The sequence below is a fragment of the Litoribrevibacter euphylliae genome (assembly GCF_042646085.1).
In the GTDB taxonomy this organism is placed as follows: Bacteria; Pseudomonadota; Gammaproteobacteria; order Pseudomonadales; family Litoribrevibacteraceae; genus Litoribrevibacter; species Litoribrevibacter euphylliae.
On the sequence record NZ_JBHRSZ010000001.1, the window covers coordinates 208,377 to 221,684 of the forward strand.

15 protein-coding genes are annotated in these 13,308 nt (G+C 43.3%); 9 read left to right on the forward strand and 6 right to left on the reverse strand.

The window, feature by feature from the left end; genetic code table 11:
* Positions 1-31: 31 nt before the first annotated feature.
* Positions 32-388, forward strand: coding sequence for a sirohydrochlorin chelatase (locus ACFOEK_RS00820; protein ID WP_386714725.1), 357 nt, complete (start codon positions 32-34; stop codon positions 386-388).
* 9 nt (positions 389-397) lie between these two features.
* On the opposite strand, the gene ACFOEK_RS00825 is transcribed toward ACFOEK_RS00820, so the two are convergent.
* Entirely contained in the window at positions 398-1,519 is a 1,122-nt protein-coding gene (locus tag ACFOEK_RS00825) for a DUF484 family protein (RefSeq protein ID WP_386714728.1), read from the reverse strand.
* A gap of 194 nt (positions 1,520-1,713) precedes the next feature.
* Here ACFOEK_RS00825 and ACFOEK_RS00830 point away from each other — a divergent pair, with 194 nt between their 5' ends.
* The gene (locus ACFOEK_RS00830) at positions 1,714-2,046 is read left to right on the forward strand and encodes an STAS domain-containing protein (protein WP_386714731.1); all 333 of its coding nucleotides are present in this window, start codon (positions 1,714-1,716) and stop codon (positions 2,044-2,046) included.
* A gap of 26 nt (positions 2,047-2,072) precedes the next feature.
* Here the strand turns inward: ACFOEK_RS00830 and ACFOEK_RS00835 are convergent, their stop codons facing one another.
* On the reverse strand, positions 2,073-2,426 hold the full coding sequence (locus tag ACFOEK_RS00835; protein ID WP_386714734.1) for a PilZ domain-containing protein: 354 nt from the start codon (positions 2,424-2,426) through the stop codon (positions 2,073-2,075).
* Between the two features lie 266 nt (positions 2,427-2,692).
* Positions 2,693-2,980: a hypothetical protein gene (locus tag ACFOEK_RS00840; RefSeq protein WP_386714737.1), complete on the reverse strand. Its 288-nt coding sequence runs from the start codon at positions 2,978-2,980 to the stop codon at positions 2,693-2,695.
* A 327-nt stretch (positions 2,981-3,307) separates the two neighbouring features.
* Between ACFOEK_RS00840 and prfB the strand changes: the two genes are divergently transcribed.
* A protein-coding gene (gene prfB, locus ACFOEK_RS00845) for a peptide chain release factor 2 (protein WP_386714740.1) occupies positions 3,308-4,403 on the forward strand; the annotation gives its coding sequence in 2 pieces (ribosomal slippage) (positions 3,308-3,379 and positions 3,381-4,403; 1,095 coding nt in all).
* A gap of 118 nt (positions 4,404-4,521) precedes the next feature.
* Entirely contained in the window at positions 4,522-6,078 is a 1,557-nt protein-coding gene (gene lysS, locus ACFOEK_RS00850; RefSeq protein ID WP_386714743.1) for a lysine--tRNA ligase, read from the forward strand.
* Positions 6,079-6,169: 91 nt separating this feature from the next.
* Here lysS and ACFOEK_RS00855 read toward each other — a convergent pair whose 3' ends face one another.
* Both ACFOEK_RS00855 and ygfZ read right to left on the reverse strand, forming a co-directional pair.
* A complete protein-coding gene (locus ACFOEK_RS00855; protein ID WP_386714746.1) occupies positions 6,170-7,015 on the reverse strand; it encodes an HDOD domain-containing protein in 846 nt (281 codons plus the stop codon).
* Positions 7,016-7,120: 105 nt separating this feature from the next.
* A complete protein-coding gene (ygfZ, locus tag ACFOEK_RS00860; RefSeq protein ID WP_386714749.1) occupies positions 7,121-8,113 on the reverse strand; it encodes a CAF17-like 4Fe-4S cluster assembly/insertion protein YgfZ in 993 nt (330 codons plus the stop codon).
* 234 nt (positions 8,114-8,347) lie between these two features.
* Here ygfZ and ACFOEK_RS00865 point away from each other — a divergent pair, with 234 nt between their 5' ends.
* Positions 8,348-8,605, forward strand: coding sequence for an FAD assembly factor SdhE (locus ACFOEK_RS00865; RefSeq protein ID WP_449280213.1), 258 nt, complete (start codon positions 8,348-8,350; stop codon positions 8,603-8,605).
* Positions 8,583-9,047, forward strand: coding sequence for a protein YgfX (locus tag ACFOEK_RS00870; protein WP_386714752.1), 465 nt, complete (start codon positions 8,583-8,585; stop codon positions 9,045-9,047). Before ACFOEK_RS00865 ends, ACFOEK_RS00870 begins: the two co-directional genes overlap by 23 nt.
* 50 nt (positions 9,048-9,097) lie before the next feature.
* Here the strand turns inward: ACFOEK_RS00870 and nadB are convergent, their stop codons facing one another.
* The gene (nadB, locus tag ACFOEK_RS00875; protein WP_386714755.1) at positions 9,098-10,759 is read right to left on the reverse strand and encodes an L-aspartate oxidase; all 1,662 of its coding nucleotides are present in this window, start codon (positions 10,757-10,759) and stop codon (positions 9,098-9,100) included.
* A 170-nt stretch (positions 10,760-10,929) separates the two neighbouring features.
* On the opposite strand from nadB, the gene rpoE reads away from it, so the two are divergent.
* The 3 genes from rpoE to ACFOEK_RS00890 all read left to right on the forward strand — a co-directional run bounded on the left by rpoE (position 10,930) and on the right by ACFOEK_RS00890 (position 13,284).
* A complete protein-coding gene (gene rpoE / locus ACFOEK_RS00880) occupies positions 10,930-11,523 on the forward strand; it encodes an RNA polymerase sigma factor RpoE (protein ID WP_386714758.1) in 594 nt (197 codons plus the stop codon).
* 103 nt (positions 11,524-11,626) lie between these two features.
* Positions 11,627-12,202, forward strand: a complete 576-nt coding sequence (locus ACFOEK_RS00885) for a sigma-E factor negative regulatory protein (protein ID WP_386714761.1) — start codon at positions 11,627-11,629, stop codon at positions 12,200-12,202.
* Positions 12,203-12,276: 74 nt separating this feature from the next.
* Positions 12,277-13,284 carry a MucB/RseB C-terminal domain-containing protein gene (locus tag ACFOEK_RS00890; RefSeq protein ID WP_386714764.1) on the forward strand — a complete coding sequence of 336 codons (1,008 nt, stop codon included), beginning with the start codon at positions 12,277-12,279 and terminating at the stop codon, positions 13,282-13,284.
* Positions 13,285-13,308 lie beyond the last annotated feature (24 nt).

A 13,308-nucleotide genomic window follows, 5' to 3' on the forward strand; every position in this document is an offset into this window, starting at 1 on the left:
ATGCGGGTGTATTTTGTATGGTGGAGTGGTTATGAGGGTTTTATTGGTATTGGCTCATGGCAGTCGAGTGACTAAGTCAAACGAAGAGGTCATTGCTTTTGCTCAGCAGTTAGCTGAACTGACGTCCGGGTATGATCGAGTCGAACCCTGTTTTCTGGAATTGACCGAACCGAGATTTTCAACGGTATTAAATGCGATTGCAGCGGATGAAATTGGCGAAATTGTGGTTTACCCGCACTTTTTGGCAGAAGGGCGTCATGTCAGAGATGACGTGCCAATGATCATCGAAGAATTTAAACAGACCCATCCATCGGTTCAGGTCATATTAAAGCCGTATCTTGGGATGTGGTCCGGATTAGCCGAGTTTATTGCGGCAGGATTAGAGTAATCAAATCATTTAGATCATGCGGCAGCTGACTCGATTGCGGCCGCTTTTCTTAGCGATATAGACTTGCTCGTCTGCATCTTTTACCAGTAGTTGAGCAAGGACTTCTATACTGGTTCCGCCATCACATGCGCCGTTCATGCAGGCGACTCCAATGGATAGTGTCATCCGTAAGGTTTGATCTAATAGATGAAACTCTTGGTCGGCAATGACTTCACGAATACGCTCGGCAATGACCTGGGCGCCCGATAAGTTGGTTTCCGGAAGTAAAATTGCAAATTCTTCCCCGCCATATCGGGCCATGTGATCCGAGCGCCGTAGTAATGGTTTCACTTGAGCGGCTAGTTGTTTTAATGCCTCATCCCCCACTTGATGGCCATAGTGGTCATTGATTCTTTTAAAATGATCAATATCGATGAAAAGACAGGCTAGGTGTCTTTGATGGCGCATGGCACTCGATGTTTCTTGAATCAATATGTCGTCGAAAGCTCGACGGTTGCAGACTTGGGTGAGTCCGTCCACCAAACTAAGTTGTCGTACCTGTTCCATGTTGCAGGCATTTTCAAAGCATAGTGAGGCGATCATGGTTAGGCGTTCGAGAAAGTCTGTCCCCATGTCTGGGCGAAAGCGTTCTGAATCCGGGCTGCCGAGGTTGACCATTCCTATCAGCTTGTTGTTACGAACTAACGGCAACTGCGCAAAAGATAAGGTGTTGATCGGAATATGAAGTTCCCGGCTGATCTTCTTAGGCGTCGCTCCCATATAAAGTCGACCGTTGGGGTTAACGAGCAGTTCGGGATGCTCACTCAGGTTATAGGTTAATACATGTTCAAACTGGGCTAGATCTACGGGCGCCAAATGCCAATGGGAAAAAATATCTTGTTCGAGAACCAGCTTTAGAAAAGGAATATCGAAGTACTCAGAGAAATCTGTGGTCATGGTTTTCAGTAAACTTTTTAAGTCATTACTTTCCATGAGACGAGATTCAAATTCGGAAAAACGTTTGAACAGTTGTTCGTTTAAACGTGCATTGCTGATTAAGTCATTAAATTGTGTCTTAAGTTCGTTGTATTTACGTTCGGAAACGGTTTTGAGAGACGGTTTGTTAGAATTATTGTGATTGAAGTATGTCACGCGTGTCTCGACTCGATCTTAAGATATATTGACCTATAGTATAGATAGGTGTGTTGTGAATTGCTGAACAAACCTTCAGCAATTCTTTAGGAACACTAGCTTGGCATAATATACGCTATAGTGATGTTCAGAAATACGTTGTATTGTATTGCTAATGTTATCGTATTTTAAAAAAATAAATTGAGGAAACTGGAATGAGCGTGTCTCATCAGCTAGCAGACGGACAAGTTGCTGTTATTAAAATCGGAGAAAAGCGTTTAGACGCTGTCAATGCGACAAACCTTAGAAATTATGTGGCTGACCTGATCAATAAAGGACGAGACAGAATCGTCGTGGACTTGACGGGACTAGACTTTATGGACAGTAGTGGTTTGGGTGCAATTGTAGCGTGTAAAAAATTAACCAGTGACGATGGCTATTTGAGAGTGGCAGGAGCTCAAGGTGCGGTTCAAGAGCTCTTCCGTATTACTCGCATGGACAAACTATTTCAAACCTACAATACCGTTGATGAGGCCATAAGCGGTTAACTTCATGTAGCACACTGCCTGATGTATCAGGCAGCTGTGGCCTTATTATCATCACCTAGATATCGCTGTAATGCGATAACTGCCAGATCGTCTATTTGAGCGATCTGCATGCCAATACCGTATTCCTGGCTATAGCTGGATTTTTGACACCAAATGGTTTCGCAGGTTGCTGTAATTTGGTGGGGGGGCGTTAGTGGCAAATCCATTCTTAAAATTTGTGATTCATTCACTTCGGCAGGGTGTTCACTCATCAACATAAAGCCTGTCTCACTTAGGTTCATGATTCGGCCAATAACGTTACCTTCCAAATCCTGACAGTAAATTACCTGACGGGGCTGAAAGCGAGTATGTTTTCTTTGATTCGCTGGGTTAGTGAGCATGGCATTCATCTCTTTTTTTGTTTTTTATAGTTGTGAGATATATCTTACAGAGAGACAGAATGCCGAGCAGCTATAGAATCAGCAAGTTGTGATCAGAGTCACGCATGAGTTCGCTGAGTGTTCTTCTTTGTTCGAAGACGCTGGTTAACTCGTGTCCAGGAACACTTTCTTGGTTATGGTTTCTAGATTCTTGGATCCATTGAGGAATCAATTTTCCGCGTTGATGTTGTTGCAGAAGTTTAACCAATTGTTTGTGGTGATGACTTTTAATTGTGAAGCTCATGAGGTTGTCTCTTATTATTTTTATGACGCGCTTTTTTTATTAAATTGTCTGCTACCGTTAAAAACTGAAGTAACAAGGCCGCCAATTTCTGTTTGATGATCATTTTGTTGACGGGACGATCCTGGATATGACGTACGATAGGTGAGCATTTAAACCAAACCTGACAGGCTGCTACTGCTTCATCCCTGCTGTGGTGCGATGAAATCCAGTTTCCATTCGAGGTCATCAACCAGAATGTATTATTTGATTTGCTGATCACTTGATATGCCATGTCTTTCTCCAGACACTACTTATGTTCCGATGAGCACAATGTATGTTTTAGCAGTAACAGTTATGTGACTAAATTGTTAACAGTTTGTTACATGGAGCAATAGGTATTTTGTGATGACTTTGACCTTGAAATCTTTCTTTTTTATCGAGCTTTTAGGACTGAAAAAGACGTTGAATTCATGTACAATTGCGCCTCTTAAATTTTAGGGTCACAACAATAGCGTTTGGTTGGATGATAAAGCGTATTTATCCAGCGTTGTTGGGATCTGATGACTGTAATCAGTTATTTCTGTGAATTAATCATTTTTCGGCTGAGCTGAGGTAATAGGTGGAAATTAATCCTATCGTACAAACCATTAAAGACCTTCGAGAGCGTACGGACGTTCTTAGGGGGTATCTTTGACTACGCAGAAAAGAAAGAGCGTTTAGAAGAAGTTAACCGCGAACTCGAAGACCCTGCGATTTGGGAAAACCCTGAACAAGCACAGGCCTTAGGACGTGAACGTTCGGCGCTTGAAGCAGTGGTTGAAACCATCGAAAGCATGGATTCGGGACTTGAAGACGTAGAAGGTTTGTTAGAACTGGCGGTAGAAGAGAATGATCCAGATACAGTCACGGAAGTGGAAGAGGAGCTGACAGGATTAAAAGCGACTCTGGAAAAGCTTGAGTTTCGTCGTATGTTCTCTGGCGAGATGGACGAAAACAACGCCTATATTGAAATTCAATCGGGGTCTGGTGGTACGGAAGCGCAAGACTGGGCCAATATGATGTTACGCATGTACTTGCGTTGGTGTGAGTCGAAAGGCTTCAAAGCCGAATTGATGGAAGTGACTGATGGCGAAGTCGCCGGCATCAAAGGCGCGACCATTAAAGTAGATGGTGAATATGCGTTCGGTTGGTTGAGAACGGAAACCGGTGTTCATCGCTTGGTTCGTAAATCACCGTTCGATTCGGGAAATCGTCGTCACACATCCTTTGCTTCTGTGTTTGTGTCACCGGAAGTGGATGACAATATTGATATTGAAATCAACCCCGCTGATTTGCGTATTGATGTATACCGTGCCTCAGGTGCAGGTGGTCAGCACGTAAACCGGACCGAGTCGGCGGTGCGTATTACGCACATGCCATCGGGCATTGTGACTCAATGTCAAAATGATCGTTCACAGCATAAGAACAAAGATCAGGCCATGAAGCAGCTGAAAGCAAAACTGTATGAAATGGAAATGCAGAAGCGAAATGCAGAAGCGCAGGCGATGGAAGATTCCAAAGCTGATATTGGTTGGGGCAGCCAGATTCGCTCTTATGTGTTGGATGACTCGCGTATTAAAGATTTGAGAACAGGAATTGAGAATCGTAACACCCAGGCCGTGTTAGATGGTGATCTCGATCCCTTTATTGAAGCCAGCTTGAAAGCTGGGTTGTAATTTTTACAAACATTTATTTAAGTTTGCTGTCGATCATTATTGGATTTTCCCCAATTAGGATTGCAGTTTCGAAACGAATTTAAAGTAAATACATTCCATGAGGAATATAGGTTAAAACATGTCTGAACAGCCACGTGATGAAAATAAATTGATTGTCGAGCGTCGTGCTAAGCTACAAGCTTTGCGTGAAAACTGTAACGCCAATGGCCATAGAAATGATTTTGAACGAAAGGACCTTTCGGCAGATCTTCAGGCAAAATTTGGTGAGTTTTCTAAGGAAGAGCTAGAAGCACAGGACAACCAAGTGGCTGTTGCTGGTCGCATCATGTTTCAACGTGGCCCTTTCACAAAAATCTCTGATGCGTCTGGTGCTATTCAGTTCTATGTTCCTAAAGATGTTCAAAAAGAAATCAACTATAAGTCAAAGTTTGATTTAGGTGACATCGTTGGTGTTAAAGGTGCGTTGCACAAGTCGGGTAAAGGCGAGTTGTATGTCAACGTCGCGACGGCTGATGACTTGATCATGCTGACTAAGTCGCTGCGTCCGCTTCCAGATAAGTTCCATGGCTTGGCGGATCAGGAAACCAAATACCGTCAACGTTATGTCGATTTGATCATCAATCGTGATACCCGTGATTTGTTCATGGTACGCTCAAAGATCATTGAGGCGATGCGTAAGTATTTGAGTGATCGTAATTTTATGGAAGTCGAAACGCCAATGCTGCAAACCATCCCGGGTGGTGCGACGGCGAAGCCATTTGAAACCTATCACAATGCGTTGGATATCGACATGTATCTGCGTATCGCGCCAGAGCTATACTTGAAGCGTTTGATTGTCGGTGGTTTTGAACGTGTCTTCGAAATTAACCGTAACTTCCGAAATGAAGGTTTATCAACACGCCACAACCCTGAGTTCACCATGATTGAATTCTATCAGGCGTACGCAACCTATCATGATCTGATGGATACCACGGAAGACATGTTACGTACTATCGCGTTGGATGTACTTGGTACGACAGACATTAAGAGCACTCAGAAAGATGCTGAGGGCAATATTGTTTCTGAAACTGTGTATGATTTTGCTCAGCCATTTACTCGTATGTCGATGGCTGAAGCGGTATTGAAATACAATTCAGATTTTGATCCAGCTGTCATTAATGATGCGGAAAATCATCTTGAGAAGTTGATCGAATATGGCCGTCAGGTTGGTATTCGTGAAGAAGATAAGCAGTCTGCATGGGGTGCCGGTAAGTGGTTGTGTGAAATCTTTGAAGCGACAGCCGAAGAGAAACTGGATCAGCCAACGTTCATCACTGAGTATCCATGGGAAGTGTCTCCTTTGGCTCGCCGTAACGATGAAAACCCATTCATCACTGATCGTTTTGAGTTCTTTGTGGGTGGTCGTGAGTTAGCGAACGGTTTCTCTGAGCTTAACGATGCAGAAGATCAGGCAGAGCGTTTCCGTAAGCAAGTGGAAGAAAAAGATGCGGGCGATGATGAAGCGATGCATTATGATGCGGATTACATTCAGGCGCTTGAATACGGTATGCCGCCAACAGCGGGTGAGGGGATTGGTATTGACCGTTTGGTGATGCTATTCACTGACAGTCCAACCATTAAAGATGTGATTCTTTTCCCGCACATGAGACCGCTGAAAAGCAGTAGTGAAGACTAAGTTTCTTTCCTGTTAAAACCAAAAAGGCCAAGCTTTATCGCTTGGCCTTTTTATTGGGTGTTTATTTATTAATACTGCTAGGGACTAAGAACTAACCTAGCATGTCTTTCGCGTGCTGAACCTGTTCGTCTAACTCTTGATCTTGTTGTTTAATGAAAGTGTTAGGATCAATATCAAGTCGTTCAAACGCGCCCACTTTGCTCAGGTCCATGTTGGCATGTGGGTGGCTGGTACCGCTTAACGTGTGTAAATAGGCCACTTGAACGAGATCCACATAATCGGCAAAGTTTCCTTCACGGTCAAACTGCAAATACTGATAAGGAACGGCAATTAGGTCTAAGGTGAAGTTCCATTTTTGGAGTAGATATTTACCTAAGACAGGATGTAACTTTTCAATCGTCTTATCCAAAGCGAAACTGTCGTTGATGAGATCAGAGTTTTCTTCTGCGTACAACAGCACAGGAAGAGTGCCGATGTTATGCATTAAGCCTGCAAGTGCTGCCTGATCCGGTTTTAAACCCAGTTTTCTTCGGGTTTGAGCGAGAACAAAACACATAGCGGCAACTTCTACGGCCTTGTTCCATGAATCTCTCATTCGACTATCGATGGTATCAGAGGTTGCCTGGAACATCTGTTTCATGGCTTGAGTGGTTGCAATGTTGACCGTGGTATTGACGCCCATTCTGTTAACGGCGCCACTCACATCTCGACACTGGTTGACTGTTCTCATCAGCGCACTGTTTGCACAACGCACTAATTCTGCACATACGGCGGGATCTTTTTGCAGAACGCGGACAATATCATTCATTGTGCTGTCTTCGTTTTCTGCTGTTTCCCGAATCTGAAAAGCTACTTCAGGTAAGGTGGGCAGGGTAAGCGTATCATTTTTAATACGCTGTTTTATGTCTGCAAAAACAGTTTCAAATACAGAAGACATTATGGACGTCCTTGAGGCATCTTTAGATATGAATAAGTTACATTAAAGCGAGCTATTGGTGTTCTGTAAAGTACTGATAACAGTGGAATAGTCGCAATGACTTAATTAAGCTCTTTTTATATCCATTATATTGATTTCAAAGGGCTTTTGTTCAATTAAGCACTCATTGATTGCAGTGAAGTCATCTTCTAAAGATAGTAGTGCTAAGAAACCCTGTGATCTGTTTTCTAGGTTTATGACTTGGCCAATGTTGCTTTTCTCCTGAGAGTTAAGTTTAGCACCAGGCGGTAGATTAACCTCTAACCCTTCTTTAGGCGTAAGTTGTGCTAATTGTAGATGGCGCTTTAGTTGACCTCGGTATTTCATGCGAGCAATGATTTCTTGCCCGGTGTAGCAGCCTTTTGAAAAGCTCAAACCATCGATTTCTTCAAGCCCCAGTAGCTGGGGTAAAAATGCTTCGCTGGTGGAAGGCGTTATCCAGGCGATACCTTCTTCAAGATCTTTCTCGTTCCATACGGCTTCACTGCATAAAGGCGATGTAATCAACGTTGCAGTAAAATGATCCAGGGAACTTACTGTAAGAGTGCGTGTTGGTGAAATCTGGATGTGTGTTTGATTGTCTTTACTTTCTACAAGCAGAGGAGACAGCTCTAATGATGGAATGTTGAGTTGCCCGGAAATAAGAAGCTGATCATTGTTGGTTAATGTGACTCTGAAAAAGACCGCAAATTTTGTCAGATGATCGATCAGTGGGGTAATGAGACCTTGGTGCATAATTAGGTGGCAACTTGTGCCATCGTCATAGGCTAAAAAGTTAGCAATGCTTCTGCCTTTGAGATTACAAAAAGCGCCATAGCTTGCTTTTTCTTTTGAGATCTTGCTCGTATCACAGGTGGTTTGTCCTTGTAAAAACTTGAGACGTTGTTCGCCTGTAATGGTTAGTATGCCTTTGGATGTGCAAAAGGTGCTGCAGCTTCCATTCGTTCCTGATGACATGGAATCGTTCGTTAATGATTCAAACTTGGGCGCACCGTCGAAGTCCGGTTGAATTTGGGTGTTAGAAAATGTACTGGTGATTGTCTCAGCAATGGTGGACATAAGGCACTCTGAAATGTGTGAACTGGAAAAGCTAAATCATATCAAAACACTTGGTTTTTCGTCATTAGTATTATGATTCACTCGCTGGTTTCATACGATGGGATTATTGTCGGAAATCAATGAGGGATGAGAAGACATTCTGATCCAGTCACTTCCCGTGTATAATGCTCGCAGCATTGAGCGCACTCATGTATGCGCTCTAAATCGAGTGTAAGAGATAAGGCAAGGTGTTAAGTGGAATTTAATGATCAAGATTTGAACAGAATATACTGGCACAGTCGTCGTGGTATGTTAGAGTTAGATGTGTTGTTAATGCCTTTTGCGAAAGACGTGTTTCCATCCTTGGATCCTGTTAATCAGCAGCGCTACTTGAAGTTGCTAGACTGTGAAGATCAAGACATGTTCCAGTGGTTTATGAGAAAGACAGAGCCGCAAGACCAAGAAATCAAAGCGATAGTGGATTATATCCTTGAACGCGTTCAGCCTGCTTAGAATTGAATTAAAACCCTCGAAGTACTTAGTGGTACTCTATACCGCTATTTACTTGATTTTTTTACATCTGATTAATTCGCTGTTTACCTTTTCGTGGTCGACTATGATGGCGTTGGGTGTCGTCACTGTATTTTATGTGGTTCAGGTTGTCTCTTATATCAGGCGTACTGAACTGCTCGAAATGCCAGTGAGTCCTGAGTATTCAAAACTAGAAGAATTACCTGCGTTGTCTCTTAACGATAAGGCGTATCGAGTGTTGCCTTCTTCGGTCTTACTACCGAGCTATATACTATTGGAATTGAAAGAAGAAGGAGTTGATTACACTCCTTCGCTTTGGCGTCGCTTCAAACTGAGCAGGCAGTTGATGATCTTCCCTGATCAGTGCCGGCGTGAAGAATTTCATACTTTGATTCGTATGATTCGTCTTTCTTTTGGACGTTAGTCTCAGCTTATATTTCTCTATATTTTCTTGTTATGACGCCCGTTCTCTGTTCATCGCCAGCTAGGTTGTTTAGGTGGTGGGGTCAGAAGGGTGTCTTTCGCTTTAGGTAAAAGATCCGGGTAATCAAGCGTGAAATGTAGCCCGCGACTCTCTTTTCTGAGTAGGGCGGATCGAATGATAAGATCTGCGACGATCACTAAGTTTCTTAATTCCACTAAATCGCGAGTCACTTTGTAATTACTGTAGTATTCGTGAATTTCACGTAACAGTAAATCAACCCTGTGTTTGGCACGCTCTAACCGCTTCGTCGTACGTACAATGCCTACGTAATCCCACATGAAACGTCTGAGTTCATCCCAGTTGTGGGAAAGAATAACGTCTTCGTCTGAGTCCGTTACTTGAGATTCATCCCATGGCGGAATTGTGACGTTGTGTGTGCTCGGAAGTTGGGAATGACGATTCTGGATATCGATCGCTGCGGATCTGCCTAAAACAATGCATTCCAGCAAAGAGTTGCTTGCCAGTCGATTTGCACCATGCAAGCCGGAGTGTGCGACTTCACCAATCGCATAAAGGTTGCGAACATCGGTGCGACCATATTGATCAATAACTACACCGCCACAAGTGTAGTGTGCTGCAGGTACAACAGGAATGGGTTCTTTAGTGATGTCGATATTAAATTTCAGGCAGCGTTCATAGATGGTTGGGAAGTGGCTTTTTACAAAATCAGCTGGTTTATGGCTGATATCTAAATAGACATGATCACATCCAAGGCGCTTCATTTCATGGTCAATTGCACGAGCGACAATATCACGTGGTGCTAATTCGCCTCGTTCATCAAATTTGTGCATAAAGCGTTTGCCGTTAGGCAGGGTTAGGTGCGCACCTTCACCTCTTAACGCTTCACTGACTAAAAACGATTTTGCATGAGGATGATATAAACAGGTTGGGTGGAATTGGTTAAATTCCATATTGGCGACGCGACAACCTGCACGCCAAGCCATAGCAATACCGTCACCACTGGCCCCATCAGGATTGCTGGTGTAAAGGTAAGCTTTACTAGCTCCGCCTGTAGCAAGTACGGTATTCCCTGCCTGAAAGGCTTCAACACGTTCCGTTTGTAGATTCAGTACATAAAGACCAACGCAGTTTGATTGGCCTTGATTGTCTCTCGATATGATTAAATCCACCGCAATGCGGTTCTCGAAAATCTCAATGTTATCTCGTTCTAGGGTTCGATCAATCAGGGTTTTGGTGATGGCTGCACCAGTAGCATCGGCTGCATGGATAATACGACGGAAACTGTGCCCACCTTCCTTGGTTAAATGAAAACCGCGTGAAGGATCATGACTTTCAGTCTCAGGCGGTGCGCCATCAAGGACACTGTCTTTAGTGAAGGGAACCCCTTGATCAATTAACCAATGAATACTTTCTGTACTGTTCTCTACGATAAAGTTCACCATCTCCTGATTGTTCAAATGGGAACCCGCGGTCATAGTGTCCTGGCAATGGCTTTCTACACTGTCTTTTTCATCCAATACTGCTGCAACGCCGCCTTGTGCCCAAGGGGTTGAACCGCTACTTAAAGATTGTTTGCAAATGACCGCAATATTAAAGTGACTAGGAAGCTGGAGCGCTGTGGTTAAGCCTGCTGCACCAGAACCCACAATAACTACATCGAATTGATGAGAAGGTGTATTCGTATTTGACATGAGATAAGTGCTTTATTTGTATTCATTTCGGAGTGAAATGAAGTGACGCCAAAAATATCTGAGGAAGAATAACAGAAATGTCATACAAAGCGGGAACAAAATGCTATTTTACACTGTCGTAGATCTTGGAATGCTAGTTTCCATAACTTTGTAACCTCTATGGAGAAAGAATGACAGCATCAGTGGAATCAGATCAGTTGTTGGTAGAGCGCGTCCAGAAAGGAGATAAACGTGCTTTTGATCTGTTGGTCATTAAATATCAAAGTAAAGTATTGAGTTTGATCAGTCGTTACGTGTCGGACGTTCATGAATCTATGGACGTAGCGCAAGAGACCTTTATTAAAGCGTATAAGGCATTGGCGAATTTTCGAGGTGACAGTGCTTTTTACACTTGGTTGTACCGTATTGCAGTGAATACCGCGAAGAATCACCTTATCAGCCGTGGTCGACGCCCGCCTGGTACCGACATCGATGTTGACGAAGTGCATTCTGACGGTGGTCTTAGCGAGCTTAAGCATATTGATAGCCCTGAAGCGAGTTTGCATAAGGAGCAGGTAGAGACGACGTTGCAGAAGGCGTTAAAAGATCTGCCTGATGATTTAAGAACCGCTTTAATGCTGAGAGAATTTGATGGTTTGAGTTACGAAGATATTGCTCAAGTCATGGATTGCCCTGTTGGTACAGTTCGTTCCCGAATTTTTAGAGCACGAGAGGCAATTGATAAGCAGCTTGAACCTATACTGGAAACAGCTGTCAACTATTAATAGATCTTGTGTGGTAAGAGTATTTGGATTACGTACTTTTGTAACGAGTAACAGTTAAAACAGTACAGAATTTCATTGAAAGTTAATTGTTAGAGAGGAATTTATGAGCGATAAAATTGCGGAAAGTTTGTCAGCTCTACTAGATGATGAAGCAACCGAGTTGGATGTGCGTCGTTTAACGAAGCACATGACTGATGAGGATCTTGAAACTTGGCGCCGTCTTTGTGCTGTAAAAAATGGCCTACACAAAGAGGATATGAGATTCGCTTCTGTTAATTTACTGGATGGCATTAGAGAAGGCATCGCTGATGAGCAGGTTGTGGTTCAGACCAGCCGTTCAGGTGTAAAAAATTGGTTAGGTGGTTTTGGTGTCGCAGCTGCAGTAGCGATGGCGGTGGTTGGAATTGGTATGCAAAATGAGCAGTTCTCAGGTCAAGAAGGCCAGTTTGCTCAGTCTGAGCAACCAAAAGTTGAAACCTCTGAAAAGCCGAAAGAAACGGAGACAGGTGTAACTCGTCTAGCCGCATCTGATATGTCACCTGAACAGTATAAAGCGCTGCAAGACAAACTACGTTCTTACATGCAACATCATGCTGAAAATTCAACAGAAGACCGTGTTGGTGATGTGATGCCATATGCAAGAGTGGTTAGCTTCGAAGTTGAAGAAAAAGACAAATAAATCATTCGCCAATTCTTGATAAGCGTGTCTTTTTAATTCGTACTTAAAAGAGTGACTTAGGGTTTTTAGATCGTATGGATAAAGGTGTTGTTGCTTCTCAGGTAACAAAATCTAATGTAATTAGAGTTTTGTGTTTTGCCTTTCTTTGTCCTCTCATTTTGATGGCTATTTCCGCCTCGGTTCGAGCGATGACGCCGATCGAGTTGCTATCAATGCTAGACGAAGCCCGAAAGGAAAACTCTTTTATTGGTACATTTATTCATAGACGAGGTGATAGTGTGAATAGCTATCACATCGTTCACGGCATTCAGGATGGTGTTCAATACGAACGCCTTAAGAGCCTGGATGGTGCTCCCAGAGAGATCCTAAGAGATGGTGAAAGCGTTACTTGCATTCTTCCTGAAGACGTAGGTTCTCGTTGGGATCAGATCCCGCCTTTAAGCCCACTGGTTCCTGGTGAAAATGTAGACTGGAAAGAAATTCAAAAGTGGCTCAAATTTACGATTTTATCTCATTCTTGGATTGCCGGACGAGAAGCGATTCTTATTGAAGCGCAAAGCATTGAACAGGATCGTTTTATTCGTCGATATGGTATTGATGCTGAAACAGGGTTACTGCTTAAAACTGAAATTTTAAATTCTGAGGGACGTTCTTTAGAGTTGGCTCAGTTTACCCAGATCAAGATTAACCCAAGCAATTTGAAAGAAGAATTAGCGCCGACACTAAAAGGTAAGGTGACTAAGTTTGATCGTCGGCATTGGAATAAGTCCGCTACAACTTCTGTCAATTGGAAACCTGATTGGTTACCGTCTGGCTTTCATTTAACAGGGGTTACTTCAGGTGAGGATAAGAATTTCGTCGAAGCCTATACCTACAGTGACGGCTTGTCATCTTTCTCTATTTTCCGCGAACAGCCAAGTGCCCAGTTTGTTGAGATGGAAGGACGAGGCGGTGGTGCAACCGTTGCTGTATCGCGAGTCATTGAGACGGAAAAGGGCGAGAAATGGGGGATTACGTTAGTCGGCGAAATCCCTGTGGAAACTGCAAAACGGGTAGCAAGTTCTGTTAGTATGCTCAACTGATTGGAATATCGTTAGAGGTAATCA

Coding starts and splice junctions, on each gene's coding strand:
- ACFOEK_RS00820 (WP_386714725.1), top strand. CDS start 32: ATGAGGGTTTTATTGGTATTGGCTCATGGCAGTCGAGTGACTAAGTCA.
- ACFOEK_RS00830 (WP_386714731.1), top strand. CDS start 1,714: ATGAGCGTGTCTCATCAGCTAGCAGACGGACAAGTTGCTGTTATTAAA.
- ACFOEK_RS00835 (WP_386714734.1), bottom strand. CDS start 2,426: ATGCTCACTAACCCAGCGAATCAAAGAAAACATACTCGCTTTCAGCCC.
- ACFOEK_RS00840 (WP_386714737.1), bottom strand. CDS start 2,980: ATGGCATATCAAGTGATCAGCAAATCAAATAATACATTCTGGTTGATG.
- lysS (WP_386714743.1), top strand. CDS start 4,522: ATGTCTGAACAGCCACGTGATGAAAATAAATTGATTGTCGAGCGTCGT.
- ACFOEK_RS00855 (WP_386714746.1), bottom strand. CDS start 7,015: ATGTCTTCTGTATTTGAAACTGTTTTTGCAGACATAAAACAGCGTATT.
- ygfZ (WP_386714749.1), bottom strand. CDS start 8,113: ATGTCCACCATTGCTGAGACAATCACCAGTACATTTTCTAACACCCAA.
- nadB (WP_386714755.1), bottom strand. CDS start 10,759: ATGTCAAATACGAATACACCTTCTCATCAATTCGATGTAGTTATTGTG.
- rpoE (WP_386714758.1), top strand. CDS start 10,930: ATGACAGCATCAGTGGAATCAGATCAGTTGTTGGTAGAGCGCGTCCAG.
- ACFOEK_RS00885 (WP_386714761.1), top strand. CDS start 11,627: ATGAGCGATAAAATTGCGGAAAGTTTGTCAGCTCTACTAGATGATGAA.
- ACFOEK_RS00890 (WP_386714764.1), top strand. CDS start 12,277: ATGGATAAAGGTGTTGTTGCTTCTCAGGTAACAAAATCTAATGTAATT.